Below are 25,013 nucleotides of genomic sequence, written 5' to 3' on the forward strand. Positions count from 1 at the left end.
GACCCGCCAAAACCCTGCGGATCAGTGTGACCTTAGTGTGACCTTCCGCGCCCTCACGCCGCGAAGATCGCCGTCCGCCCCAGCACCCCGGCCAGCGCCGCGTGCCGCCGCTCCACCGCCTCGCTATACAGCGCCCGGTCCTCGGGCGGTGCCTGGAACAGGATCGCGGCACCGTCGTCGATCAGCTTCGTGCGCTGGAGCGGCCCGGCCAGGCCGCCGCTCATCCGCTGCCCCAGCCGCATCGCCAGGCCCCAGCCGACCGCGCGCTTCAGGTCGGCGGCGCTCGCCAGATCGGGGATCGGCACGGGCGTGTCGGTGCCGCCGCCCAGGCTGGTGAACAGCGCCTGCGCCATCAGCGCCCGGCCGCGCGCGTCGATGCCGACCCAATTGCCGTGCAGCGCGATCTCGACGCCGCGCTCGGCGCGGAACTCCGGGTTCGCGCGCCAGCCCACGTCGGCAAGGTGGCACGCCGCGATCCGCAGCCGCGCCATCGCCGGCGTGTCGCTCGCGAACAGCGGCGCGATCCAGGCGTCGAGCAGGTCGCCATGCTCCGGGAAGCGGCCGTGCCGCCGCCCCTCGTCGCGCGCCGCCACGATCAGCGGATCCTGCGCGCGCGTCTCGTCGTCGAGATCCTGGAACAGCAGCCCTTCGCGCAGGCCATAGGCGGAAACGATCGTCCGCTCCGGTCCGAGATGCTTGAGCAGCGCGGCGAGCAGCGCGGCGGCATCGCCCAGCGTCCCCGCGCGCGCCGAAGACAGGCCGGGGATCGCGCGCAGCCAGCTCTTGTTGACGTGGCTGATCGTCCGCCCCATCCGCACGATCGCCCCGCGCGACATGGCATATTGGTGGATCACCGGCAGCGGATAGCTCTTGAGATGCATGTCGAGCCGCGCCAGCGCGCGCCACGATCCGCCGACCAGATAGAGCGGCAGGCCCTCGCCCTTCCCCGCCCAGCCCGCGCCGTTCAGCGCCTTGAGCAGATGCCGCTCCAGCGCGCCCGGCCCCTTCGCGCGCACCGCGCCGATGCGCAGCACGCCGAGCGGGAAGGACACGCGCTCGTGCACCTCGCCCTTGCTCACGCGGATCAACTCAAGGCTCCCGCCGCCGAGATCGCCGACGATGCCGTCCGCCTCGGGAATGCCGGAGAGTACGCCGAGCCCCGCGCCGATCGCCTCCTCCTCGCCGGAGAGGAGCTGGACGTCGAGCCCGACCGAATCGGCCATGTCGAGCAGGGCCTTGCCGTTGCTCGCATCGCGCACCGCGGCGGTGGCGACGGTCCGCAGCGTCGTCACCTCCATCTCGCGCGCGACGGCGGCGAAGCGCGACAGCGCATCCTCCGCCATCCGCATCGCATCGGGGGCGATCCGCCCGGTTTCGCTCATGCCGCGCCCGAGGCCCGCCATCACCTTCTCGTTATACAGGATCGCCGGCAGCCGCGCCGGGCCCTGATAGACGACGAGGCGGATCGAGTTGGAGCCAATATCGATAATGGCGGTACGCGGTTCTGAAACGGACAGCTTCCACTCTTTGCGCAACAGGAGGGCAGTTTCGCTCAAGACCGCCGCCGCAACGAGAGCTTGGGCACCGCATCGCTCGCCGTCAGCGCGGCACCGCGACCCGACAGCGACGGGTTGGTCATGAAATAGCGGTGCAGGTTGAACGGCCGGTCGCCCGGTTCGACCCGCACATAGCTGCCGTTGGGCTGGAGTTCCCAGCTCTGCTCGTTGTCGATCAGGTTGGCGACCATCACCTGATCGAGGATCTGGTCGTGGACCGTCCGGTTCTCGATCGGCAGCATATATTCGACCCGCCGGTCGAAATTGCGCGGCATCCAGTCTGCGGAGGAGATGAAGATCTTCGCCCCGTCATTGGGCAGCGCCTTGCCGTTGCCGAAGCACCAGATGCGGCTGTGCTCCAGGAAGCGACCGATCACGGATTTGACGCGAATATGCTCGGACAGCCCCGGCACGCCCGGCCGCAGGCAGCAGATGCCGCGAATGATGAGGTCGATCTCGACCCCCGCAGCACTCGCCTCGTAGAGCTTCTCGATCACGGCGGGATCGACCACCGAGTTCATCTTCGCCCAGATCGAGCCCGGCTTGCCCGCCTTGGCATTGGCGATCTCGGCATCGATCAGCCCCATCAGCCGCGGCCGCAGGTCGCGCGGCGACAGGCTCACCTCGGTCATGTTGACCGGCTCGACATAGCCGGTGACGTAATTGAACATCTGCGCCGCATCGCGCCCGATCGCGGGATCGGCGGTGAAGAAGCTGAGGTCGGTGTAGATCTTGGCGGTGATCGGGTGGTAATTCCCCGTCCCGAAATGGCAGTAGGTGCGGTACTGCCCGCTCTCGCGCCGCACCACCATCGATACCTTGGCGTGCGTCTTCCAGTCGATGAAGCCATAGACAACCTGCACGCCGGCGCGCTCCAGCGCGGAGGCCCAGAGCAGATTCTGCTCCTCGTCGAAACGCGCCTTCAGCTCGACCACCGCCGTCACCGACTTGCCGGCCTCGGCCGCGGTGATCAGCGCGTTGATGACGGCCGGCTGCTTGCCCGCGCGGTAGAGCGTCTGCTTGATCGCGACGACATCGGGGTCATTCGCCGCCTGTTTCAGGAAAGCCAGCACCACCTCGAACGTCTCGTAGGGATGGTGGACGACGATGTCCTTCGCTCGGATCGCTGCGAAGCAATCGCCGTCGAACTCGCGGATGCGCTCCGGGAAGCGCGGCGAATAGGGCGGAAACTTGAGATCGGGCCGGTCCTCATCGACGATCGATTCGAGATCGCCCACGCCCAGGAAAGCGCCGCTCTCCGTTACGAAAGCGTCCGATCCACCCAGCTCGTCGCGCAGCACCGCACCCAGCACCTCGGGCATGCCGCTTTCCAGCTCGAGCCGGATCACCCGCCCGCGCCTGCGCCGCTTGATGGCGTTGGCGAAGTACCGGACCAGATCCTCCGCCTCTTCCTCGATCTCGATATCGCTGTCGCGCAACACGCGAAACTCGGCCGCGCCGAGCACGCGGTAGCCGGGGAAGATCAACGGCGCGAACCGCTTCACCAGCGATTCCACCGCGATGTAGCGCGCCGTCTCGCCCGGCACGCGCACGAAGCGGGGCATTGGCGCGGGCAGCATCACCAGCTCGCGGATCGGCTGGTCGTCCGACAGGCGGACGAGATCGAACATCACCGCCAGCCCCTTGTTGGGCATGAACGGGAAAGGATGCGCGGGATCGAGCGCCTGTGGCGTCAGGATGGGGAAGATCTGCTCGCGGAAATGCGTTTCCAGCCACGCCAGCTCTTCCACGGTCAGCGATTCGTCGATCGTGCGAGAACTCAGCACGGCGATCCCGGTCTCGGCGAGCAGACGGCGCAGCTCGCGCCAGACGTTGCGCTGGCTCTCGATCAGGTGATCGGCCTCGGCGACGATGATGGCGAGCTGCTGGCTGTTGTTGAGCCCGTCGACCGAGCGGCGGTCGACCTCCGCGAGTTGCTGTCCTTTGAGACCCGCCACGCGCACCATGAAGAACTCGTCGAGGTTCGATCCCGAGATCGACAGGAAGCGCAGCCGCTCCAGCAGCGGATGCGCGGGGTTGCATGCCTCTTCCAGCACGCGGCGGTTGAACGCCATCCACGACAGCTCGCGGTTGAAATAGCGCTCGCTGCCTTCCGCGCCGGCGAAGGGATCGTCGTCATCTTCGAGATGCGCGATATGGGCCGGTCTCGTCATGGTGCTCCTGCCGATTCGTTAAGTCGAAGCGTCCACCAGCCCTACCCGCGCCAGGGTCGCGCGGGCGAGCGGAATCGACAGCCGCTTACGGCTTTCCAGCGCCGCTTCGTCGAGCAGATCGACCGTGCGCAGCAGGGCGACGTGCGTGCGCTCGATACGTTTCACCAGCCATTCGATCAGGTCCGGCCGTGCATCGAGATGGCGGTGCAGGAACTGCCGCTCGAACAGCGCGCGCATCAGATCCTCGTCGGGTGCGCCGAGCCGCACGGTCGGGCTGGCCGCGAGGCGGGAACGCAGGTCGGGCAGCTTGATCGGCCATTCCGGCGGCGCGGCATCGGCGACGATCACGACCGGCCGCCTGTCCTCCTGCGCGCGGTTCCAGGCATGGAAAATCGCCGTCTCGCTCTGCCGCTCGGCATCGTCGATCAGCTCGCCGCCGGATTTCGCGACGAAGATGCGCGCCAGCAGGCTGCGGCCGGACTTGCGCGGCCCCGTCAGCACCAGCGACATCACCGGCCAGGTACTCCAGCGTTCGAGTTGCTGGACGGCGCGGATGTTCGATCCGGTCACAAGGAATTCGTCGTCGCGCGGATCGGCCGGCCAGTCGAAGGGCAAAGCGAGCTGCCCGCTCACCCCGGATTGCTCTCCGCCCCGGCGCGGCGGATGCGGAAGGTCGTGCCGCTGCCCGACACCGTCCAGCCCCGCGCCTCCAGCTCGGCGCGGAACAGCGCGGGGTCGGCATCGAAGGTCACGCGCATCACCGATACGCCGCCGAGCGCGAGGCTCGTGGTGTTGGCGCTGCGCACGCCCGGCAGGCCGCGCAACGCCGATTCGGTCGCCGTTACCGCGCCCGCGCTAGCGGTATCGACCTGCACGGTGATGCTGGTCATCGTGGACTCGCCCGGCGTCAGCGTGATCGCGCCGGTGGCGGCATCGGTCGGCAGGTCGGTCGGCGTCTCGGTCGGCGTCGGTGTCGGGATCGGCGAATAGAAGGCCAGGCTGCTGTCGGGCTGGAGTCCGCCCGCGCTCAGCTCCGCCTGATAGGCCGCGTCGATCCGCTTCACGCCCTCATCGAGCAGCGCGGCCATCGCGTCGCCATTGCTGACGCGCAGCGTGAAGCGCGTGACGAGCCGGCTGTCGGGCCCATGCCGCGCCTCGAACGCGCCGATGACCGGTCCGCCCGGCCATTGCCGCGACAGCCGCACGATCGGCACGAGCACGTCGTTCGATCCGTACTGATCGAGCACCGTGCGCCACCACGCCCGCCCCGGCCGCGTCACCTGGCCGAGATTGAGCAGCAGCGAGTCGCCGCCGGTCCCGTTCGGCCGGACATAATCGATCGAGGTATTGGCAGTGCGGAAGCGCGCCCACGCCTTCTGCCACTCGCTCTCCTGTTCGAAGGCGATCGCCGCGCCGCCCGAATATTCGATCGGGATCGTCAGCATCTGCGTCGACCGCTGCGTGTCGCCCGCCACGCCCAGGATCGCGCCCGCCTTCCCCCGGCTGAACAGCACGCCGAGCCTGGCGATATAGCGGTTCGGCCCGATCTGCTCGTTCTCGACGATGATGCCCGTCACCATCGAATCGAGCGTGCCGTCAGAAACCTGCCCCGCGCCCACGCCCAGCCGCTTGCCGAGCATCAGCCAGCCCTGCCGCTGCGCGATCCGCCAGCCCGCCAGCCGCGCCGCGTCGGCGGTCTTGCCGGTCACGTCGACGCGAATGCCGCTGACCTCGTAGCTGCCGGTCGCGTCCTGCATCGAAGGCGTCGTCACGTCCGCGTCCTGCGCCAGCAGCAGCCCGCCGCTGGCGACGAGCACCGCTGCAAGCAGCAAGCGGAGCGAAATGGAAAAGCGGCGCGGGGGCATGTCGCGGCCCTTTTGGCGAAGCAGGCGTGGAAATCCAAGCGCGATGTGGCTAGGCGCTGATCGCATGAGCGATACCGAACCCTATACCTACGCCCAGGCGGGCGTTTCGATCGCGGCGGGCAATGCCCTCGTCAAGGCGATCGCGCCGCTGGCAAAGGCGACGCGGCGGCCCGGTGCCGATGCCGATCTCGGCGGCTTCGGCGGCTTCTTCGATCTCAAGGCGGCGGGCTTCACCGATCCGCTGATCGTCGCGGCCAACGACGGCGTGGGCACCAAGCTCAAGCTCGCGATCGAATACAATGCCCACGATGGCGTCGGCGTGGATCTCGTCGCGATGTGCGCCAACGATCTGATCGTCCAGGGTGCCGAGCCCCTGTTCTTCCTCGATTACTATGCCACCGCCAAGCTGGAGGGCGACGTGCCGGAGCGCGTCATCGCCTCGATCGCGGAGGGCTGCAAACAGGCCGGCTGCGCGCTGATCGGCGGCGAGACGGCGGAGATGCCGGGCATGTACGCGCCCGGCGACTACGATCTCGCGGGCTTCTGCGTCGGCGCGGTCGAGCGCGACCGCGTGCTGACGGGCAAGGACATCGCGGCGGGCGACGTGATCCTCGGCCTCGCCTCGTCGGGGGTTCATTCCAACGGCTTCTCGCTGGTGCGCAGGCTGGGGGCGGACAAGGGCTGGAAGCTCGATCGCCCGGCGCTGTTCGATCAGGAAACGCTGCTGATCGACGCATTGATGGCGCCGACGCGGATCTACGTGAAGAGCCTGCTGCCCGCGCTCAAGGCGGGCAAGATCAAGGGCCTCGCGCACATCACCGGCGGCGGGCTCCTCGAAAATATCCCGCGCGTCCTGCCCGCCGGCACCCACGCGCAGGTCGATGCCGATGCCTGGCCGCAGCCGCGCCTGATGGCGTTCCTGCAGGCGCAGGGCGGGATCGAGCCCGAGGAGATGGCGCGCACCTTCAACTGCGGGGTCGGCATGGCGGTGGTCGTCGCGGCGGGCGACGCCGACGCCGTCGCAGCGATGCTGGGCGAGGCCGGGGAGACCGTGCTGCGGATCGGCAGGATCGAAGCCGGGGAACGCGGCTGCACGGTATCGGGCTCGACCGAGACCTGGGGCGGCCGCGACACTTGGTCCGCGACACACAATCACACCTGACCTGTTCCCCGGCGAAGGCCGGGGCCCAGTATCGAGCCGGCCCGTAACTGGACCCCGGCCTTCGCCGGGGAACAAGAATGGCCAGACACAAGGTTGCAATTCTCATTTCGGGTCGAGGCTCGAACATGATGTCGTTGGTGGCGGCATCGCGAGAACCGGACTGTCCCTACGAGGTCGCGATCGTCATTTCGGACAAGGCCGACGCAGCCGGTCTGGAATGGGCCGCGACGGAGGGGCTATCGACTCTTCATATTCCGTGGGATCGCAAGGTCAAAACGCAGTACCATCAAGTACTTGATCTCAAATTGCGCGCGGCCGGCGTCGAAACCATCGCGCTCGCCGGCTACATGCGCCTGCTCTCCGACGCTTTCGTCGCGGCGTGGCGCGGGCGCATCCTCAACATCCATCCCTCGCTGCTACCCAAATACAAGGGCCTCGACACCCACGCCCGCGCCATCGATGCGGGCGACGCCGCCGGCGGTTGCTCGGTCCATGTCGTCACCGAGGAGCTCGACGGCGGCGAAGTGCTCGGCCAGGCCGAAGTGCCGATCCTGCCCGGCGACACGCCCGAAACCCTTGCGGAGCGCGTGCTGGCGGAGGAACATCGCCTCTACCCGCGCATTCTGTCGGAGTTCGTGAAGCGATGAGCCCAGACCCCGAAACCGTTCTAGCCCGTGTCCGGGATCTCGCGCTCGCCATGCCGGAGGCGGACGAGCGGCTGTCGCACGGCTCGCCGGGGTTCTTCATCACCAAAGGCAAGTTCTTCGCCTATTTCTGGCATAATCATCACAGCGACGGCGAGACCATCGCCATCGTCAAGACGAGCGGCCGCGACGAGCAGGCGATGCTGATCGAGAGCGACCCGGCCTTCTATTATTCGCCGCCCTACATGGGCCCCTCGGGCTGGGTGGCGATGCGTCTGGACGGCGAGGACGTCGACTGGGACCGCGTCGGCGACCGCATCGCCTATAGCTGGGAACTGGTCGCGCCGCGCCGCTTGCTGGAGGCGGGCGGGCGTTGAGCGACGACGGCGAGATGCAGGCGGCGGCGACCGAAGCCGTCGCAAAGGCCGAGGCCGCCGCGACCCGGCGGCGCTGGATCAACCTCGGCGAATTCGTCGCGGTGGCGGGCCTTATCATCGCAGGCGTGTCGCTGTGGCTCACGTGGAGCGACCGGCGCAGCGACCTCGCCGACAAGCAGGCCGAAAAGCGCGCCGAGGCCAAGGCGCAGACTCGCTACGAAATCGCCGCGACCGTCGCCAAGGACGGCACGCTGACGCTGGCGCAGGACGAACATCACCCGCTGACCGGCGTGACGATCGCCTTCCCCACCGCGCTCGGCATCGGCACGAAGACGACGCCGACACGGACCGTCCCGAAGGATTGGTACGAAGACGCGCTGCTCAAGGCGACCAGCGGCGAGCCCGACGTCCAGACCGGCACGCTGCCGGTGCTGGTGACGGTCAGCTACATGACCCTCGACACGCCGATGACGGCGAGCGCGCTGGCGGAGATCGTCTGGCAGACGCACGGCCGCCCGCTGCGGCCCCGCGCGCTGGAGATCGTCGGCTTCAACCGCCGCGCGGGCGGCGGCGATCAGGCCGGAATCGACAAACTCTGGAAGGCCCGCAAGCCCCAATAACTGGCGTTCGCCCTGAGCCTGTCGAAGGGCTGCCCTTCTTGCTACGAAGAAAGGGCATTGCGTCGACAAGCTCGGGACGAACGGCGTATCGAAGGCTGATTGGCTGGCCCGACGCGGCAAAGCCGCGTCGTCGGACGGCGCTATGGCGCCGCCGGCCGGGCGAGGCTGAAGCTCGGGACTGGCTTGCGCTAGTCCCGTCGCCGCCTCAGCCCACGATCTCTTCCGGCTTGAAGAAGTATGCGATTTCGATCGCGGCATTCTCGTCGCTGTCCGAACCGTGGACCGAGTTCGCCTCGATCGATTCGGCGATTTCCTTGCGGATCGTGCCGGGCTCGGCATTCGCCGGGTTGGTCGCGCCCATGATGTCGCGGTTGCGCTGCATGGCGTTCTCGCCCTCGAGCACCTGCACGACGACCGGGCCGGAGATCATGAACTCGACCAGCTCGCCGAAGAACGGGCGCTCCTTGTGGACGGCGTAGAAGCCCTCGGCCTGTTCGCGCGTCATGTGGATGCGCTTCGAGGCGACGACGCGCAGGCCGGCTTCCTCCAGCATCTTGGTGACGGCGCCGGTCAGGTTGCGGCGCGTGGCGTCGGGCTTGATGATCGAGAAAGTGCGGTTCGCGGCCATGACCGTGAAGCTCCTGTGTCTGAAAGGTAAGGAAAGTCGCGTCCCCCTAGTCGCGGGGCCGCGGCGATGCAAGCCGGGCGGAGGCCAGCGGAAGTCTTAGCCTCCGTTCGTGCTGAGCGAAGTCGAAGCACGTGTTTCGGGCGGCAGCGTCTGCGGCACGTCCGTCGACTTCGCTCAGGACGAACGGGAGGTGAGGATCAAGCCGCCTGCTCCCAGCGCCCCGTTTCGCCTTGCTTCCAGTAGCGGCGCTCCACGCCTTCCCTGTCGCCCAGCGCCCGCCAGGCGGCGCGGGCCTCGACGATGCGATCCTCGTCGAAGAAGTGAAAGGCGCGGTCGAAGCCGAGCGCCGCGTCGCGCCACACGCCATCGACCAACGCGACGTTGCGCGCGGCGTTGGCGGGCTCTGCCTCCGGGGCGATCAGCACCGGCTGGCGCGCATCACCCTCCCCGCCCGCTTCGCCGTGGGGCAGGAAACTTTCCGGGCTGTAGGTCCACAGCAGGCGGTCGAGCGTCGCCCGCTGGCTCTCGCTCTCCGTGACGATAAGCAGGCGGCCGCCCGTGCCGAGCACCTTCTCCGCGATCTGCGGCAGCGCCCGGTCGAGCGGGGTGACGGTCAGGTGGTAGAAATCGACTTGCATTACGTCGCCCCTTCGCCCTCGCCCCGCTTGCGGGGAGAGGGCAGACCGACCCCGGCCTTGTGCCGGGGGAGGTCGGGAGAGGGGCAGTGCAGACTACTCACGGTGCGATCTGCACTGCCCCTCTCCCCGACCCTCTCCCCGCAAGCGGGGAGAGGGAGACTCACGCTTCGAAATTATCGCTCACGAACCGGTCCAGCAACCGCACGCCGAACCCCGTCGCGCCCTTGTCGAAGGTCGATCCGGCCTTGTCGGCCCACACCATCCCGGCGATGTCGAGGTGCGACCAGCGCACGCCGGTATCGATGTAGCGCTGCAGGAACTGCGCCGCCGTGATCGAACCGGCGTAGCGCGGTCCCACGTTTTTCATGTCGGCGATCGGCGAATCGATCAGCTTGTTGTACGCCTCCGACATCGGGAAGCGCCACAGCAGGTCGCCCGAGGCCTTGCCCGCCGCCAGCAACTGGTCGGCCAGCGCATCGTCGTTGGCGAAGCAGCCGCCATGTTCGCTGCCCAGGCTGATCAGCATCGCGCCGGTCAGCGTCGCGAGATCGACGATGGTCTTGGGGTGATGCGTGCGCTGCACCCAGGTCAGCACGTCGCACAGCACGAGGCGGCCTTCCGCATCGGTGTTGATCACCTCGATGGTCTGCCCCGACATCGAGGTGACGACGTCGCCGGGGCGCTGCGCATTGCCGTCGGGCATGTTCTCGACCAGGCCGCAGACGCCGATCACATTGGCCTTCGCCTTGCGCGTGGCGAGCGCCTTCATCGCGCCGACGACGGCGCCCGCGCCGCCCATGTCCCACTTCATGTCCTCCATGCCGGCGGGCGGCTTCAGCGAGATGCCGCCAGTGTCGAAGGTCACGCCCTTGCCGACCAGCGCCAGCGCGGGATCGCCCGCACCCGCGCCGCTCCATTTGAGCGCGAGCAGCCGCGCCTCGCGCACCGAGCCCTGCGACACGCCGAGCAGCGCGCCCATGCCGAGATCGCGCATCTCCGCCTCGCCCAGCACGGTCACTTCGAGGCCGAGCCCCTCGACCGAGGCGAGCACGCGCGCGACGAAGCTCTCGGGGTAGATGACGTTGGCGGGCTCGGCGACGAGCGTGCGGGTCAGCTCCAGACCCTGCGTCACCGCGTCCTGCTTCGCCCAGGCGGCCTCGCTGCCCTCCGGCGCGCCGTGCAGCGTGACCGCGGCGAGCGTCGGCTTCTGCTTCTCGGGCAGCTTGGTGCGATAGACGTCGTGACGCCACGCACGTTGCGCGGCAGCGGCGGCGAAGCGCGCGACCGCCGATGCGGTCGGCCGTGCGCCCGACAGGTCGACCGCGACATCGGTGACGCCAGAGGTGAGCAGCTTGGCGGTCAGCGCGCCGCCCGCGCGCTCGTAATCCGCGACGCTGCCCGATCCGACGCCGAGCAGCAGCACGCGCCGCACATCACCAGCCGCTGGCAGGAACAGCTCGATCGCGCCGCCCGCTTCGCCCTCGAACCGGCTCGCGCGCGCCGCCGCGACGGCGGCCGCCACCGATGCCGCGTCGAGCGTGGCGGAGGCGAGCCTGGCGATGCCGTCCTTCTCGACGGTGATGGCGAGCGTACCGGCCGGATCCGGCGCAGCGGCGGAAAACGCGATCTTCATGGGGAAATGCCTCGGCAATCAAACTGGAATGAGTCGGTGATCTCTAGGCCAGCCGCGCGCCGCTGGCAAAACGCGGCAACAAAAGGGCGACGTTGCAGCATTGCTTCGCGGATGCGATAGGGCAACCGGGACACCCGCCTTTCGCGCGGACACCGGGGTAAAGTGCCGTCGTGAAGCGTTTCTTCCTACTCGCCAGTTGTGCGCTGTCCGTCGCCTTGTGCCCCGGCGCGGTCCACGCGCAGGATCTGCAAAAGCCGGTCGCCGAGCCGCCACCCCCCTCGACCAATCCGACCCCTTCCGACGATCAGGTCCAGTTCAGCGCCGCCACGCTCGAATATGAGAACGAAACTGATATAGTCACCGCCACCGGCGACGTCCGCATGTACCGTTCTGGCGATCGTCTCCGCGCCGACAAGGTCGTGTGGAACCGCAAGACCGGCAAGGTGGTGGCGAACGGCAACATCGCCGTCACCAACCCGACCGGTGATGTGGCCTACGGCGATTCGATCGAACTGACCGATTCGCTGAAGGACGGCGTGGTCGACAACATGCTAATCGTGCTGGAACGCGGCGGGCGCCTCGCCGCGCGCAAGGGCACGCGCGGCCTCGATGAGGTCGTGACGCTCAACGACGCGGCCTACACTCCCTGCGCGGTCGCCACCAGTTCGGGTTGTCCGAAGGAGCCGTCGTGGAAGATCACCGCCGTGAAGGTGGTCTACAGGCCCGACAAGCAGCGCATCTATTACAAGGGCGCGCAGATCAATCTGTTCGGCCTGCCCACGCTCCCCCTGCCCGCCTTCTCGCACTCGGTCGGCGACGGCAACGCGACCGGCCTACTCGAACCCGATTTCCGTTACGATCGCGTCAACGGTCTCGCGCTGGCTGCACCTTACAACTTCGCCCTCGGCCCCAATCGCAGCCTCATCGTCACGCCGCGCGTATTCAGCGCCGCGCTGCCGATGCTGCAGACGCAGTTCAGCGCGCTGACGTCGCTCGGCGCGTACAAGATCGGCGGCTATGTCACCGTCAGCCGCCGCAGCGACGATCTCACCACCGGCGGCACCGCCTTGTCGTCGGAGAACGCGCTGCGCGGCTATGTCGACGGCGTCGCGCGCTTCCAGCTTTCGCCGGAGTGGAGCATCAGCGGGTCGCTGCGCGTGGCCAGCGACCGCACCTTCCTGCGTCGCTACGACATTTCGCGCGACGACCGCCTGCGCTCGACCGCCAGCCTCGAGCGGATCGATCGCGACAGCTATTTCGCCGTCACCGGCTGGTACGTGCAGACGCTGCGCCTCAACGACCGTCAGGGCCTGCAGCCGTTCGCTTTGCCAGAGATCGATTATCGCCGCCGCTTCAATGACGGCGTGCTCGGCGGCAAGTTCCAATTGCAGCTCAACAGCCTCGCCATCACTCGCACCGCCGGGCAGGACAGCCAGCGCGCCTTTGCCAGCCTGCGCTGGGATCTGCGCAAGCTGACGCCGTGGGGCCAGGAAGTGACCTTCACCGCCTACGGCCGCGGCGACATCTACAATACCAGCGATTCGGCGACGACGGCGATCGCCAGCTACCGCGGGCTCGACGGGTTCCACGGTCGCGCGATCGGCGCGCTGGCGGTCGATATCAAGTGGCCTTTCATCGGCAACCTGTTCGGCGGCACGCAGCGGCTGACGCCGCGCTTCCAGATCGTTGCCTCGCCGCACACGACCAACCTCGACGTGCCGAACGAGGATGCGCGCGCGGTCGATCTCGAGGATTCGAACCTGTTCGCGCTCAATCGCTTCCCCGGATACGACCGCTGGGAGGATTCTACGCGCTTCACCTACGGCCTCGACTGGGCGCTCGATTTACCGGGCCTGTCGATTCAGTCGACGGTGGGTCAAAGCTACCGGCTCGACAACCAGCCGACGCTGTTCCTCAACGGCACCGGCCTCAGCGACCGCCTTTCGGATATCGTCGGGCGGACCGAGATCCGCTTCCACGATCTTTTCTCGCTCACGCACCGCTACCGGCTCGACAAGGACAATTTCGCGGTGCGCCGCAACGAGATCGACGCGACGATCGGCACGCGGGGGACGTATTTGTTGCTTGGCTACCTGCGCCTCAATCGGGATATCACTCCGACGATCGAGGATTTGCAGGATCGGGAGGAGGCGCGCGTCGGGGCGCGGGTGCAGATTTCGCGCTTCTGGTCGGCATTCGGATCGACCGTGATCGACCTTACCAACCGCGACGAGGATCCGCTGTCGGTCGCCGATGGCTTCAGCCCGGTGCGCCACCGCCTCGGCGTCGCGTATGAGGACGATTGCCTCCGCCTCGGCCTCACGTGGAAGCGCGATTACCAGAACACCGGCGACGCGCAGCGCGGCAACAGCTTCCTGTTGACGCTGGCATTCAAGAATCTGGGCCGCTAAGCGGTGGTTCAGGTGCGATCGGCGAAGAGAGCGACCGCCGAACGGGCGGCAGGGCGTTTCGCACGCAGGATGGGAAGATCTAAACACGTGAACAGCAAGTTTCGTAAGGTGACGGCGATCGGCGCTGTATTGGCCGCTTTTGCAGGCGCTGCCCCGATTCCGGCACAGACGGTGAGCGACAATGCCACCCCGGCGGCCTCGCTCGACCTGCCCGCCAACCTCCAGATCTTCGGCAAGGTCGATCCCAACGTCCGCAAGGCGACGGCGATCGTCAACGACAACGTCATCACCGGCACCGACGTCGATCAGCGCGTCGCGCTCGTCACGGCGGCGAACCAGCTCAACCTGTCGGCGGAGGACAAGGACCGGCTCAAGCTGCAGATCCTGCGCTCGCTGATCGACGAGACGCTGCAGATCCAGGAAGCCAAGAACAACGACGTCAAGATCACGCCCGAGCAGATCAATCAGGCGTTCGCCCGCGTCTCCAGCAATTTCGGCCGCACGCCCGCCGACATGCGCACCTATCTGCGCTCGGTCGGGTCGTCGGAGCGTTCGCTCAAGCGCCAGATCGAGGCGGAACTGGCGTGGAGCGGCTTTCTGCGCCGCCGCGTCGAGCCGCTCGCCAACGTCGGCAACGAAGAGGTGCAGGGCATTCTCGATCGCATGAAGGCGTCGCAGGGCACCGAGGAATATCACCTCAAGGAAATCTACGTCTCCGGCTCCGCCGACCGCACGCAGCAGGCCTATACGAGCCTGCAGCAGATGATCCAGGAGATCCAGAAGGGCACCAAGCCCTTCGAATATTACGCGCAATATTCGGAAGCGACGACGCGCGGGACGCAGGGCGATCTCGGCTGGGTCGGTTCGGCGCAGCTCGGTGCGTTGCCAGCCAGCCTGGCAGAAGCGGCGCGGACGATGAACGTCGGCCAGCTCGCCGGGCCGATCGAGGTGCCGGGCGGCTTCTCGCTCCTGTATCTGGTCGACAAGCGCAAGGTGCTGGAGGCCGATCCGCGCGACGCCAAGCTGTCGCTCAAGCAGATCAGCGTGAAGTTCGCCGCCGGCCTGACGCAGGCGGATGCCAACGCCCGCGTCGCCGCCTTCGCCAAGCAGCTCAAGGAAATCCACGGCTGCGGCGCGGTCGCCGGTGCCGCGACGGCAATGGGCGCCGAGGTGGTCGATAACGACGCCGTCAAGGTTCGCGATCTGCCGGCACAGTTGCAGGAAATCATGCTCAAGCTGCAGGTCGGCGAAGCGACCCCCGCCTTCGGGTCGCAGCAGGACGGCGTTCGCGCGCTCGTGCTGTGCGGTCGCGACGATCCCAAGGGCGCGGTCGCGCTGCCCACGGTCGATCAGGTTCGCGACCAGATGGAGCAGCAGAAGGTCAACCGCCGCGCCCAGCAGATGCTTCGCGATCTGCGGCGTGACGCGGTGGTCGAATATCGCTGACCGGGATGCTCCGGGCATGACCTTGCCGCTCGCCATCTCGATGGGCGACCCGGCCGGGATCGGCCCGGAGATCATTGCCAAGGCATGGGCGCTGCGGCGCGAGCATGACCTGCCGCCATTCTTCGCGGTCGGCGATGCCCGCGCCGTGACGGCGGTGTGGAACGGGCCGATCCGCACCATCGGCGATCCGTCCGAAGTGGCGGGCGCGTTCGACCAGGGCCTGCCGATCCTCGCGGTCGATGATGGTGGAGAGATCACGCCGGGCTCGCCCGACGTCGACGGCGCGCGCTGTGCCTTGCACTCGCTGGAGGTGGCGGCGGGCATGGCGCGGTCGGGCGCGGCGCTCGGCCTCGTGACCGGGCCGGTATCGAAGGCGCAGCTCTATCAGATCGGCTTCACCCATCCCGGCCAGACCGAATTCGTCGCCGAACGCTGCGGCATCGCCCGCGAGAATGCGGTGATGATGCTCGCCGGGCCCGGCCTGCGCGTCGTGCCGATCACCACGCACATCCCGCTTGCCGAGGTGGCGGGCGCTCTGACCGTCGAGCTGATCGCCGCGAAAGCGCGCGCGACGGCGCGTGGACTGATCAAGAATTTCGGCATCCTTCGGCCCCGCATCGCCTTCGCCGGTTTCAACCCCCATGCGGGCGAGAGCGGGAAGATCGGCCGCGAGGAGATCGAGCTCATAACCCCCGCCATCGAACTGTTGCAGGCGGAAGGCATCGACGCGACCGGGCCCTTCGCCGCCGATACGATGTTCCACGACCGCGCGCGCGTGACGTATGACGCGGCGATGTGCTGCTATCACGATCAGGCGCTGATCCCGATAAAGACGCTGTATTTCGACGATGGCGTCAACATCACGCTCGGCCTGCCGATCGTGCGGACCTCGCCCGATCACGGCACCGCCTTCGGCATCGCCGGCAAGAACATCGCCGAGCCCGGCGCGATGATCGCCGCGATCCGCATGGCGGGCGAGGCCGCGATCCGCCGCGCCGCCTACGCCGCCCAGTGATCTTGCACGCATGACGGTCGAACTTCCGCCGCTGCGCGACGTGATCGCGCGGCATGGCCTCGCCGCCAGCAAGGCGCTGGGGCAGAATTTCCTCCTCGATGCGCAACTGCTGGCGCGGATCGCGCGGATACCGGGCGATCTCAAAGGCGCGGAGGTGCTGGAGATCGGCCCCGGCCCCGGCGGCCTCACGCGCGCGTTGCTGGCGGCGGGGGCGAAGGTGACGGCGATCGAACGCGACCGGCGTTGCATCCCCGCCCTCGCCGAGTTGAGTGAAGCCTATCCGGGTATGCTCACCGTGATCGAGGACGATGCGCTCACGGTCGATGCGCCTGCGCTCTTTTCAGGCAAGCCGCATATCGTCTCGAACCTGCCCTACAATATCGGCACCGCGCTGCTGATCCGCTGGCTGGAGGCCGATTGGATGCCGTGGTGGGCGAGCCTGACGCTGATGTTCCAGCGCGAAGTCGCCGACCGCATCGTCGCGGGCACGAACGACGAGGCTTACGGACGGCTTGCGATCCTGTCGCAGTGGCGCAGCAGCGCGAAGCTGGCGATGCCCGTCCACCGCTCGGCCTTCACGCCGCCGCCCAAGGTGATGTCGGCGGTGGTGCATATCCTCGCCACCGACGCCCCCGAAGGCGTCAAGCTGGCCACGCTGGAGCGGGTGACGGCGGCGGCGTTCGGCCAGCGGCGCAAGATGCTGCGGCAGAGCCTGAAGTCGGTGGCCGGCGCGATCGAGGCGCTAGAGACGCTCGGTATCGAAGCGACGCGGCGGCCGGAAACGCTGAGCGTTGCGGAGTTCTGCGCGATCGCGCGGGTTTTGGGTTAGTTCTTCGCAGGCACCGCAGGCGGCACTGCCGCGGCGGTCTGGATCGGCGGGCCCTTGACGATGGCGGCGTTGAGCTGCGCGATTTCGGTGCAGGTACGCTTGCCGCAGATCTGCTTGAGCTTGGCGAGATTGGCCTTGGCGCGATCGACCGCGCCGCGCTCGACCAGCGCCTCGCCCTGCTCCTTGAGCGCGACCACGTCGTCTGCGCGCAATTCCAGTGCCTCACGATAATAGCGGATCGCCTTGCCCGGCAGACCGCGGCTGCGCGAGACCTCGGCGAGGCCGATGAAGGCGCCGCGATTGCGCGGATCGACCACCAGCGCGCTCTCGTACGCATCGGTCGCTCCGTCGAGATTGCCTGCCGCCTGCGCGCTCCGCCCGCTTTCGAGCAGCGCCAGCGAGCGCGGGTTGATCGCCTCCTCCGGGCGCTGGCCATGCACCGCGCTGGACACGGTGAGGATCGTCATCGCGGCAGCAGCGGCGACGGGCAGATAACGCATGAGCAACTCCAGCTTGGGTACGATCCTGGGCACAATGCCCGAGGCTAGCATGGTGCCGATAGCCTTGCGACAAAAAAGCCGTCGGTATCATCCCTTAGCGGCGTGAGGCGCAGGCCCGCGCCGTGCGGGGTGCCGGCCGGGAGCGAGAGCGGCTCCGCCGACCAATCGGGATGGTCGCCGAGGAAACGCGCGACCTGCCCAGCGCCCTCGTCATCGAGCAGCGAGCAGACGATGTAGACGAGCGCGCCGCCCGGCCGCACCAGCCCCGCGCCGATCTCCAGCAGCCGCGCCTGCGTCTCGACCAGCTTGGCGAGCCGCGCGGGGGTGAGCCGCCAGCGCGCCTCCGGGTTGCGCCGCCAGGTGCCGGTGCCCGAGCAGGGCGCGTCGATCAGCACCGCGTCGGCCTGCGCCTGCCAGTCGGCCAGCGCCTCTGCCTCGCGATTGGGATCGAGCAGGCGCGTCTCGACGATCGAGACGCCCGCCCGCTCGGCGCGCGGGGCGAGTCGCGACAGGCGCGCGCGGTCGCTGTCGGTGGCGAGCAGCGCGCCGCGGTTCTCCATCGCGGCGGCGAGCGCGAGCGTCTTGCCGCCCGCGCCTGCGCAGAGATCGACGATGCGCTGTCCCGGCTGCGCCCTGGCGGCCTGGGTGACGATCTGGCTGCCGGCGTCCTGCACCTCGAGCCCGCCCGCCTTCCAGAGGTCAAGCCCCTCGACATTGGTGCCGCTCGGCAGGCGCAGCGCATCGGGAAGGCCCGCAATCGCCTCCCCGCCCGAGATCTCGACCGATCCCGCGACCTGCCGATTGATGCGGATATCTAGCGGGGCGCGTTCCAGAAGCGCGGTCGCCTCGCGGTCGTCGTGATCGACTGCGGCGAGCACTTGCGACATCGCCCAGCCTCCGAGCTGGCCCGGACGCCAGACTTCGTTGGCACTCAAAGGCGCGGGGCCGTGGGCGCTGCCGTCGAAGAGATCGGCAGAGAACCAAGGCAGTTCCTTTCGCCAGTCCGCATCGGCAAAGGCGTCGACATACGATGCCAGCCCGGCGATGGCGGCGCGCCCGGATGGTGGCAGTTCGCCATGTTCGCGGATCGCGGCGTACACGAGCTCCCGCACCGCGCGCCGGTCCTTCGATCCGGCGTAGCGACGCGCCGCGAAATAGCGGGCGATCAGCGTGTCGGCGGCCGCCCCGCCCTCGCGCGCCGCCGCGATGATCTGGTCGAGCAGCTCGATCGCCGCCTGCGCGCGCGACGCGGGGGTCATCGGCCGACCGCCACGTCAGCGCGTCGGATAGTTCGGCGCCTCGCGCGTGATGTCGACGTCGTGGACATGGCTTTCGCGCAGCCCAGCGCCAGTGATCTGCACGAAGCGCGCCCGCGCCTGCAGGTCCTCGATGGTGGCGGAGCCGGTATAACCCATCGCCGCGCGCACGCCGCCGACGAGTTGGTGGATCACGTCCTTGGCCGGGCCCTTGTAGGCGACCTGCCCCTCGATCCCCTCGGGCACCAGCTTGAGCTGATCCTTGATGTCGCCCTGGAAATAGCGATCGGCCGAACCGCGCCCCATCGCCCCGACCGAGCCCATGCCGCGATAGGATTTGTAGGCGCGGCCCTGGTACAGAAAGGTCTCGCCCGGTGCTTCCTCGGTGCCTGCCAGCAGCGACCCGATCATCACCGCCGACGCGCCCGCCGCCAGCGCCTTGGCGATATCGCCAGAGGTGCGGATGCCGCCGTCGGCGATCACCGGCACGCCCGCCTTCAGGCCGATTTCGGCGCAGTCCATCACGGCGGTGAGCTGCGGCACGCCGACGCCGGCGACCACGCGCGTCGTGCAGATCGAGCCCGGCCCGATGCCGACCTTGATGCCGTCCGCCCCCGCATCGATCAGCGCCTGTGTCGCCTCGCCGGTAGCGACGTTGCCGGCGATGACCTGCACCGAATTGGAGAGCTTCTTCACGCGCTCGACCGCGCGGGCGACGTCCTTGTTGTGGCCGTGCGCGGTGTCGATCACGACGAGATCGAGCTCGGCGTCGATCAGCGCCTCGGTGCGGGCGAAACCCTTGTCGCCGACAGTGGTGGCGGCGGCGACGCGCAGGCGGCCGGTCGAATCCTTGGTGGCGTTGGGATAGGTGACGGCCTTTTCGATATCCTTGACCGTGATCAGGCCGATGCAGCGATAGGCGTCGTCGACCACGATCAGCTTTTCGATGCGGCGCTGGTGGAGGAGGCGGCGCGCTTCTTCCGATGTGACGCCGGGAGAGACGGTGGCGAGATTGTCGCGCGTCATCAGTTCGGAGACGGGCTGGCGCGGGTTCTCCGCGAAACGCACGTCGCGGTTGGTGAGGATGCCGACCAGCTTGCCGCTCGCTTCGACCACGGGGATGCCGCTGATCCGGTTCGCGCCCATGATCGCCTGCGCCTCCGCCAGCGTGGCATCGGGCGCGATCGTGATCGGGTTGACCACCATGCCGCTTTCGAAGCGCTTCACGGCGCGCACGGCGGCGACCTGTTCCTCGACGGTGAGGTTGCGGTGAAGCACGCCGATGCCGCCGAGCTGCGCCATCACGATCGCCATGTCGGCCTCCGTGACGGTGTCCATCGCCGAGGAGAGGATCGGAATGTCGAGCGCGATACCGCGCGTCAGCCGGGTCGCGGTGTCGGTCTGGCTGGGGACGACGTCGCTCTCGGCCGGGTACAGCAGGACATCGTCGAAAGTGAGGCCGAGCCGAATGTCCATGAGGTGCCGTTTCCTGCGCGTTTGGGGAGGTGCGAGTCGTGGCGGTCCATGTAAACAACGCCCCCGGTTGGCGCTAGGGGCGCGGGAAGGCGATTACATGCGCCGTCGCAATCTGCTAGTTGCAGGGGGAATATCTCGGGGGAGGATCTGACTATGGCGATGACGCTTGCCGGCCTGCTGGTCGTACTGGTCTTCATCTATCTGATGATGGGCATGAAGGTGGTGCGGCAAGGCTATCGCTACACGATCGAGCGGTTCGGCAAATTCACCGCCGTGGCGCAGCCGGGGCTGACCTTCATCATCCCGTTCTTCGACCAGGTCGGCCGTAAGATCAACATGATGGAGCAGGTGCTTGATATTCCGGGACAGGAGATCATCACGAAGGACAATGCGATGGTCGCGGTCGACGGCGTCGTGTTCTTCCAGGTGCTCGACGCCGCCAAGGCCGCCTATGAGGTGAGCGACCTCTACGTCGCGATCATGCAGCTCGCGACGACGAACCTGCGCACCGTGATGGGCTCGATGGACCTCGACGAATTGCTGTCGAAGCGCGACGAGATCAATGCGCGGCTGCTCGCGGTGGTCGATCAGGCGACCGAGGCGTGGGGCGTCAAGATCACCCGCGTCGAACTGAAGGACATCCGCCCGCCCGCCGACATCGTCAACGCGATGACGCGCCAGATGAAGGCCGAGCGCGAAAAGCGCGCGACCATCCTCGAATCGGAGGCCGCGCGTCAGAACGAGATCAACCGCGCCGAGGGCCTGAAGCAGTCGCAGATCCTCGAGGCCGAGGGCCGCAAGGAAGCAGCCTTCCGCGACGCCGAGGCGCGCGAGCGTTCCGCCCAGGCCGAGGCGACGGCGACCAAGATGGTGTCGGACGCGATCGAAGGCGGCTCGACGCAGGCGATCAACTATTTCATCGCGCAGAAATATGTCGAGGCGATCAGCCAGTTCGCGACCTCGCCCAACGCAAAGACCATCCTCTTCCCGGTGGAGGCGACGCAGTTGATGGGCACGCTCGGCGGCATCGGTGAGCTCGCCAAGTCGAGCTTCGCCGCCGGCCCGACGCCCCCGCCCGCGCCGCCGACGCGCCGGCCGGGTCCGTTCGAAGGCGGCGCGCAATGACGCTCGGCGGCGTCCTCTGGACCGAAGGCGCGCTGTGGTTTGCCGCCGCGATCCTGTTCGTGATCGCGGAGATGCTGGCGCCGGGCTTCTTCCTGATCTTCCTTGCCGCCGGGGCGGCCGTCACTGGCGTCGTCGTGCTGGTCGCGCCGGGGTTGCCGGTGCTGGTGCAGGCGCTGATCTATTGCGGCTTTACCGCCGTGGCGGTGGCGATCGGCTGGCGCTGGTACATGCGGGCCAAGCACGCGATGCCGGGCGATCCGTTGCTCAACGACCGCACCGCGCGGCTGATCGGCAAGCAGGTCGAGGTGTGCGAGGCGATCGTCGGCGGTTCGGGCCGCGTGACGGTGGGCGACGGCGCATGGAACGCGGAAGGGCCGGATGCGCCTGCCGGGACGCGGATGCGGGTGACCGGCGCGAACGGAAACGTGCTGCTGGTGGAGCCGGCCTGACGTTCACACCGGGACGGTCGGCTGCCGCACGCGATCGAACGCCCGGTCGCGGTAGCGGCCGTCGGCATCGACCCAGTGCAGGAACAGGTGCGCCGACCAGGCATTGGGATTGGGTTCGATCCGTCCGTGGCGGCGATCGATGCCGCGATAGGCCACCGCGTCGCCGGGACGCATCGGGACCGACGCGAAGGGTCTGTCGTCAAAATCCTCGCGCACCTTCGAATCCGGTCCGTCAGTGGTCGCCAGCGAGAGTGACCAGGGCGCCTCCCCCTCCGCCGCGACGGTGAGCGACAGGCTGTGTTCGCATTCGACGCGGTCGGCGTGAACGCGGCAGATCTCGTCCCGCTGATAGATGCGGAAGAAGGCGAAGCTGGGGAGAAGATCGCGGCCGATAAGCTGCGCCATGCGTGGCGTCAGCCCCCAGTGAAACGTCGTGAGCGGGGCATATTCGGCGGCGTGAATGTTTACCGTCACGCCGCGCAGCAGCTTGTCGGGTGCCATATATCTGACGACATGCCCCTCGGCAAAACCGAGGTCGGCGCGCAATTGCCGGTGAAATGCGTCGAGTACCGCGACCGGGAACAGCGCCGGAAGCGCGAGAAAACCCTGCTGGTCGTAAAGCTCGGTCTCGGTCATCGCCGCGAGAGAACGCGCGGGCGGCATGTCCGCCCGCGCGTGCATCCTTATTCCTTGCCGCCGAACAGGCCGCCGAGCGCACCGGCGATGCCGCCTTCCGCGCCAGCGCCGGCGTGGAACAGGCTGGCGAACTGCGCGAGCGAGCCCTCGCCGCCGATATGGCCGATGATCTGCTGGATCGTATCCGCCGGCAGGCCGGTCGATTCCGCCGCCGTGGTGACGGTGTCGGTCGGCGCGACATGCGCATGGGCCAGCGCCTGGATCGCCGACTCGGCAATCTCCGGCGAAATGCCGACCTTGGCCGCCAGATTCTTGATATCCACGTTCTCAGTGACTTGGCCGAGCAGACCGTCGAGCAATCCCATGTGCGTTTCCTTCGTTGATGGTCCCTGAAAGGCAAGCCTAGCGGCGTTTCGTTACGGGTATAAGCCCTAACGCGGGAGCGGCTGCAGATCAGGCTCCATGAAACCGAGCCGAGCCTCAACCGACATCAACCGTGCCTCGCTGTAGAAGCGCAACGGCCAGTCGCGCCTGCCTGCGGGGCTCGCCAGCAGCGCGTTCACCGCCTCCACCAGCGGCTCGCCTTCGGGCCGGTCGCGCAGACATGCGCGGACGCCGGCGATGAAGCAGCGCGTGATCGTGTCGTGATAGCCCTGGGTCGCGTCGTTCACCCCGCCGACCGAGGCGTTGTAGGCCGAGATCAGCCCGGCGATGCGCGCGTCCACGTCGATATCGGGCCGGTCGCGGATCAGCCACAGCGTGGTCGATAGATGCGCCTCGTGCGTCCATTCCTCCTTGGGCAGCGTGCGCGCAAGGAAACGCTCGCCGGTCTCGCGGACGGCGGCGCAGCTTTCGAACGGACGGTACGGCAGGTCGGTCATCGATCGGGCTTTCACTGGAAGCCCGATCGAGGAACCGGGCAGGTCAGGCGTTGGCGGTGGACTTGGGCGCCGATTGGCGGACGCCCTCGTCGACGTGATCGGCGAATTGCGCGAAATTGGCGACGAACTCATCGACCAGCTTGGCGGCGGTCACGTCATATTCGGCCTTGTTCTCCCACGCCTCGCGCGGGTCGAGCATGTTGCCGGGGACGCCATCGACCGCGACCGGCACCATGAAGCCGAAGTTGGGATCCTTGCGGAATTCAGCATCGTTCAGGCTGCCGTCGAGCGCCGCATTGAGCAGCGCGCGCGTCACCTTGATCGGCATGCGCTTGATGCCCGGCATCGTCGCCTTGCCGCCCGACCAGCCGGTGTTGACCAGCCAGCAATCGACGCCGCCCTTGTTGATTCGCTCCTTCAGCAGATTGCCGTAGACCGACGGGTGGCGCGGCATGAACGGCGCGCCGAAGCAGGTCGAGAAGGTCGCGGTCGGCTCGGTCACGCCGATCTCGGTGCCTGCGACGCGCGCGGTGTAGCCCGAGAGGAAGTGATACATCGCCTGTTCCGGCGTCAGCTTCGCGATCGGCGGCAGCACGCCGTAGGCGTCGGCGGTCAGGAAGATGATGTTCTGCGGCACCGGCCCCATATTCTCTTTCGAGGCATTGGGGATGAAGTCGATCGGATACGACCCGCGGCTGTTCTCGGCGAGCGTATTGTCGTTGAAGTCGAGCTGGCGCGTCTCGGCGTCCATCACGACATTCTCGAGCACCGTGCCGAAGCGCTTGGTGGTCGCGAAGATCTCTGGCTCGGCTTCCGGCGAGAGGTTGATCATCTTGGCGTAGCAGCCGCCCTCGAAGTTGAAGACCGCCGTGTCGGACCAGCCGTGCTCGTCGTCGCCGATCAGCGTGCGGCTGGCGTCGGCCGAAAGCGTCGTCTTGCCGGTGCCCGACAGGCCGAAGAACACCGCCGTATCGCCGTTCGGGCCGATATTGGCCGAGCAGTGCATCGGCATGACCTTCATCGGCGGCAGCTTGTAGTTGAGCAGACCGAACACCGACTTCTTCATCTCGCCGGCGTATTTGGTGCCGCCGATCAGGATCAGCTTCTCAGTGAAATTGACCGCGATCACGGTCTCGCCGCGCGTGCCGTGCTTGGCGGGGTCGGCGCGGAAGCTCGGCAGGTCGATGATCGTGTATTCGGGGTCGAAGCCCTTGAGATCGGCTTCGTCCGGGCGGACCAGCAGGGTACGGATGAAGCTGTTGTGCCACGCCAGCTCGTTGATGACCCGGACACGGACGCGATATTCGGGCTGCGACCCGCCGAACAGATCCTGGACGAACAGCGTCTCCTTGGCGGCGACGGCAGCGAGGAAATCTTCCTTCAGCGCAGCGAACTGATCAGGCGTGATCGATTTGTTGGTGTCGCCCCACCAGACCGTCGATTCGGTTTCGGCATCGCGGACGATGAACTTGTCCTTGGCGGAACGGCCGGTATGCGCACCGGTTTCGACCACGAGCGCGCCGTCGATCGACAGGCGCCCCTCGCCACGTGCGACAGCCTGTTCGACCAGGGCCGCCGTCAACAGGTTCCAATGCACCTTGGCACCGGTCTTGATACCCTGGGCCTCCAGGCCCGCCGCTGGGATGCGTTCGCTCACCAATAAATCTCCTCATCGCGCCGGTTTAGGGACAG

At 67.7% G+C, this 25,013-nt stretch carries 24 protein-coding genes; 10 read left to right on the plus strand and 14 right to left on the minus strand.

All coding sequences use genetic code 11. From position 1 onward, the window contains the following. Nucleotides 1-53 precede the first annotated feature (53 nt). From Q5H94_RS10370 to Q5H94_RS10385, 4 genes are read right to left on the minus strand one after another with little or no spacing between them, the layout of a single operon-like run. Nucleotides 54-1,556, minus strand: a complete 1,503-nt coding sequence (locus Q5H94_RS10370; protein WP_304561189.1) for a Ppx/GppA family phosphatase — start codon at nt 1,554-1,556, stop codon at nt 54-56. Next, nucleotides 1,553-3,730, minus strand: a complete 2,178-nt coding sequence (locus Q5H94_RS10375; protein ID WP_304561190.1) for an RNA degradosome polyphosphate kinase — start codon at nt 3,728-3,730, stop codon at nt 1,553-1,555. The genes Q5H94_RS10370 and Q5H94_RS10375 overlap by 4 nt, the downstream gene beginning before the upstream one ends. Before the next feature lie 18 nt (nt 3,731-3,748). After that, nucleotides 3,749-4,363 (minus strand): HdaA/DnaA family protein, encoded by a 615-nt coding sequence (locus Q5H94_RS10380; RefSeq protein WP_304561191.1) that lies wholly within the window; start codon nt 4,361-4,363, stop codon nt 3,749-3,751. Next, nucleotides 4,360-5,595 (minus strand): heavy-metal-associated domain-containing protein, encoded by a 1,236-nt coding sequence (locus Q5H94_RS10385; protein ID WP_304561192.1) that lies wholly within the window; start codon nt 5,593-5,595, stop codon nt 4,360-4,362. Before Q5H94_RS10385 ends, Q5H94_RS10380 begins: the two co-directional genes overlap by 4 nt. A gap of 64 nt (nt 5,596-5,659) precedes the next feature. Here Q5H94_RS10385 and purM point away from each other — a divergent pair, with 64 nt between their 5' ends. The 4 genes from purM to Q5H94_RS10405 all read left to right on the plus strand — a co-directional run bounded on the left by purM (nt 5,660) and on the right by Q5H94_RS10405 (nt 8,398). Then, nucleotides 5,660-6,757: a phosphoribosylformylglycinamidine cyclo-ligase gene (purM, locus tag Q5H94_RS10390; protein WP_304561193.1), complete on the plus strand. Its 1,098-nt coding sequence runs from the start codon at nt 5,660-5,662 to the stop codon at nt 6,755-6,757. A 128-nt stretch (nt 6,758-6,885) separates the two neighbouring features. Then, nucleotides 6,886-7,404, plus strand: coding sequence for a phosphoribosylglycinamide formyltransferase (gene purN, locus Q5H94_RS10395; RefSeq protein ID WP_431312160.1), 519 nt, complete (start codon nt 6,886-6,888; stop codon nt 7,402-7,404). Further along, nucleotides 7,401-7,778 carry an MmcQ/YjbR family DNA-binding protein gene (locus Q5H94_RS10400; protein ID WP_304561195.1) on the plus strand — a complete coding sequence of 126 codons (378 nt, stop codon included), beginning with the start codon at nt 7,401-7,403 and terminating at the stop codon, nt 7,776-7,778. The genes purN and Q5H94_RS10400 overlap by 4 nt, the downstream gene beginning before the upstream one ends. Continuing rightward, nucleotides 7,775-8,398: a hypothetical protein gene (locus tag Q5H94_RS10405; RefSeq protein ID WP_304561196.1), complete on the plus strand. Its 624-nt coding sequence runs from the start codon at nt 7,775-7,777 to the stop codon at nt 8,396-8,398. Before Q5H94_RS10400 ends, Q5H94_RS10405 begins: the two co-directional genes overlap by 4 nt. Before the next feature lie 205 nt (nt 8,399-8,603). On the opposite strand, the gene ndk is transcribed toward Q5H94_RS10405, so the two are convergent. The 3 genes from ndk to Q5H94_RS10420 form a co-directional block, all read right to left on the minus strand. Further along, the gene (gene ndk / locus Q5H94_RS10410; protein WP_304561197.1) at nt 8,604-9,026 is read right to left on the minus strand and encodes a nucleoside-diphosphate kinase; all 423 of its coding nucleotides are present in this window, start codon (nt 9,024-9,026) and stop codon (nt 8,604-8,606) included. A gap of 197 nt (nt 9,027-9,223) precedes the next feature. Beyond that, entirely contained in the window at nt 9,224-9,664 is a 441-nt protein-coding gene (locus Q5H94_RS10415; protein WP_304561198.1) for a DNA polymerase III subunit chi, read from the minus strand. A 160-nt stretch (nt 9,665-9,824) separates the two neighbouring features. After that, nucleotides 9,825-11,297 carry a leucyl aminopeptidase gene (locus Q5H94_RS10420; RefSeq protein WP_304561199.1) on the minus strand — a complete coding sequence of 491 codons (1,473 nt, stop codon included), beginning with the start codon at nt 11,295-11,297 and terminating at the stop codon, nt 9,825-9,827. 170 nt (nt 11,298-11,467) lie between these two features. Here Q5H94_RS10420 and Q5H94_RS10425 point away from each other — a divergent pair, with 170 nt between their 5' ends. The 4 genes from Q5H94_RS10425 to rsmA all read left to right on the plus strand — a co-directional run bounded on the left by Q5H94_RS10425 (nt 11,468) and on the right by rsmA (nt 16,998). Beyond that, nucleotides 11,468-13,708: an LPS-assembly protein LptD gene (locus tag Q5H94_RS10425; RefSeq protein ID WP_304561200.1), complete on the plus strand. Its 2,241-nt coding sequence runs from the start codon at nt 11,468-11,470 to the stop codon at nt 13,706-13,708. A 69-nt stretch (nt 13,709-13,777) separates the two neighbouring features. After that, complete coding sequence (locus Q5H94_RS10430) at nt 13,778-15,154, plus strand: peptidylprolyl isomerase (RefSeq protein WP_431312156.1); 1,377 nt, start codon at nt 13,778-13,780, stop codon at nt 15,152-15,154. Nucleotides 15,155-15,170: 16 nt separating this feature from the next. Next, nucleotides 15,171-16,169 (plus strand): 4-hydroxythreonine-4-phosphate dehydrogenase PdxA, encoded by a 999-nt coding sequence (gene pdxA, locus Q5H94_RS10435; RefSeq protein ID WP_304561202.1) that lies wholly within the window; start codon nt 15,171-15,173, stop codon nt 16,167-16,169. Nucleotides 16,170-16,179: 10 nt separating this feature from the next. After that, nucleotides 16,180-16,998 (plus strand): 16S rRNA (adenine(1518)-N(6)/adenine(1519)-N(6))-dimethyltransferase RsmA, encoded by an 819-nt coding sequence (gene rsmA, locus Q5H94_RS10440; RefSeq protein WP_304561203.1) that lies wholly within the window; start codon nt 16,180-16,182, stop codon nt 16,996-16,998. Here rsmA and Q5H94_RS10445 read toward each other — a convergent pair. Genes Q5H94_RS10445 through guaB form a run of 3 tightly spaced genes read right to left on the minus strand, consistent with a single transcriptional unit; the run spans nt 16,995 to nt 20,230 of the window. Further along, nucleotides 16,995-17,498: a tetratricopeptide repeat protein gene (locus Q5H94_RS10445; RefSeq protein ID WP_304561204.1), complete on the minus strand. Its 504-nt coding sequence runs from the start codon at nt 17,496-17,498 to the stop codon at nt 16,995-16,997. The two genes, rsmA and Q5H94_RS10445, sit on opposite strands and share 4 nt — an antisense overlap. 44 nt (nt 17,499-17,542) lie before the next feature. Continuing rightward, nucleotides 17,543-18,757, minus strand: a complete 1,215-nt coding sequence (locus Q5H94_RS10450; protein ID WP_304561205.1) for an RsmB/NOP family class I SAM-dependent RNA methyltransferase — start codon at nt 18,755-18,757, stop codon at nt 17,543-17,545. A 15-nt stretch (nt 18,758-18,772) separates the two neighbouring features. Continuing rightward, nucleotides 18,773-20,230 carry an IMP dehydrogenase gene (gene guaB, locus Q5H94_RS10455; protein WP_304561206.1) on the minus strand — a complete coding sequence of 486 codons (1,458 nt, stop codon included), beginning with the start codon at nt 20,228-20,230 and terminating at the stop codon, nt 18,773-18,775. Nucleotides 20,231-20,383: 153 nt separating this feature from the next. Between guaB and Q5H94_RS10460 the strand changes: the two genes are divergently transcribed. Further along, the gene (locus tag Q5H94_RS10460) at nt 20,384-21,355 is read left to right on the plus strand and encodes an SPFH domain-containing protein (RefSeq protein WP_304561207.1); all 972 of its coding nucleotides are present in this window, start codon (nt 20,384-20,386) and stop codon (nt 21,353-21,355) included. After that, complete coding sequence (locus Q5H94_RS10465; RefSeq protein ID WP_304561208.1) at nt 21,352-21,804, plus strand: NfeD family protein; 453 nt, start codon at nt 21,352-21,354, stop codon at nt 21,802-21,804. The genes Q5H94_RS10460 and Q5H94_RS10465 overlap by 4 nt, the downstream gene beginning before the upstream one ends. Before the next feature lie 3 nt (nt 21,805-21,807). On the opposite strand, the gene Q5H94_RS10470 is transcribed toward Q5H94_RS10465, so the two are convergent. The 4 genes from Q5H94_RS10470 to Q5H94_RS10485 form a co-directional block, all read right to left on the minus strand. Beyond that, entirely contained in the window at nt 21,808-22,485 is a 678-nt protein-coding gene (locus Q5H94_RS10470) for a hypothetical protein (protein ID WP_304561209.1), read from the minus strand. Between the two features lie 2 nt (nt 22,486-22,487). After that, complete coding sequence (locus Q5H94_RS10475) at nt 22,488-22,805, minus strand: hypothetical protein (protein WP_304561210.1); 318 nt, start codon at nt 22,803-22,805, stop codon at nt 22,488-22,490. Nucleotides 22,806-22,871: 66 nt separating this feature from the next. Then, nucleotides 22,872-23,321: a hypothetical protein gene (locus tag Q5H94_RS10480; protein ID WP_304561211.1), complete on the minus strand. Its 450-nt coding sequence runs from the start codon at nt 23,319-23,321 to the stop codon at nt 22,872-22,874. A 43-nt stretch (nt 23,322-23,364) separates the two neighbouring features. Further along, nucleotides 23,365-24,978, minus strand: a complete 1,614-nt coding sequence (locus Q5H94_RS10485) for a phosphoenolpyruvate carboxykinase (protein WP_304561212.1) — start codon at nt 24,976-24,978, stop codon at nt 23,365-23,367. Between the last annotated feature and the right edge of the window lie 35 nt (nt 24,979-25,013).

Origin of the sequence: Sphingomonas immobilis, from assembly GCF_030580995.1 — a bacterium.
GTDB classification, from domain to species: Bacteria; Pseudomonadota; Alphaproteobacteria; order Sphingomonadales; family Sphingomonadaceae; genus Sphingomonas; species Sphingomonas immobilis.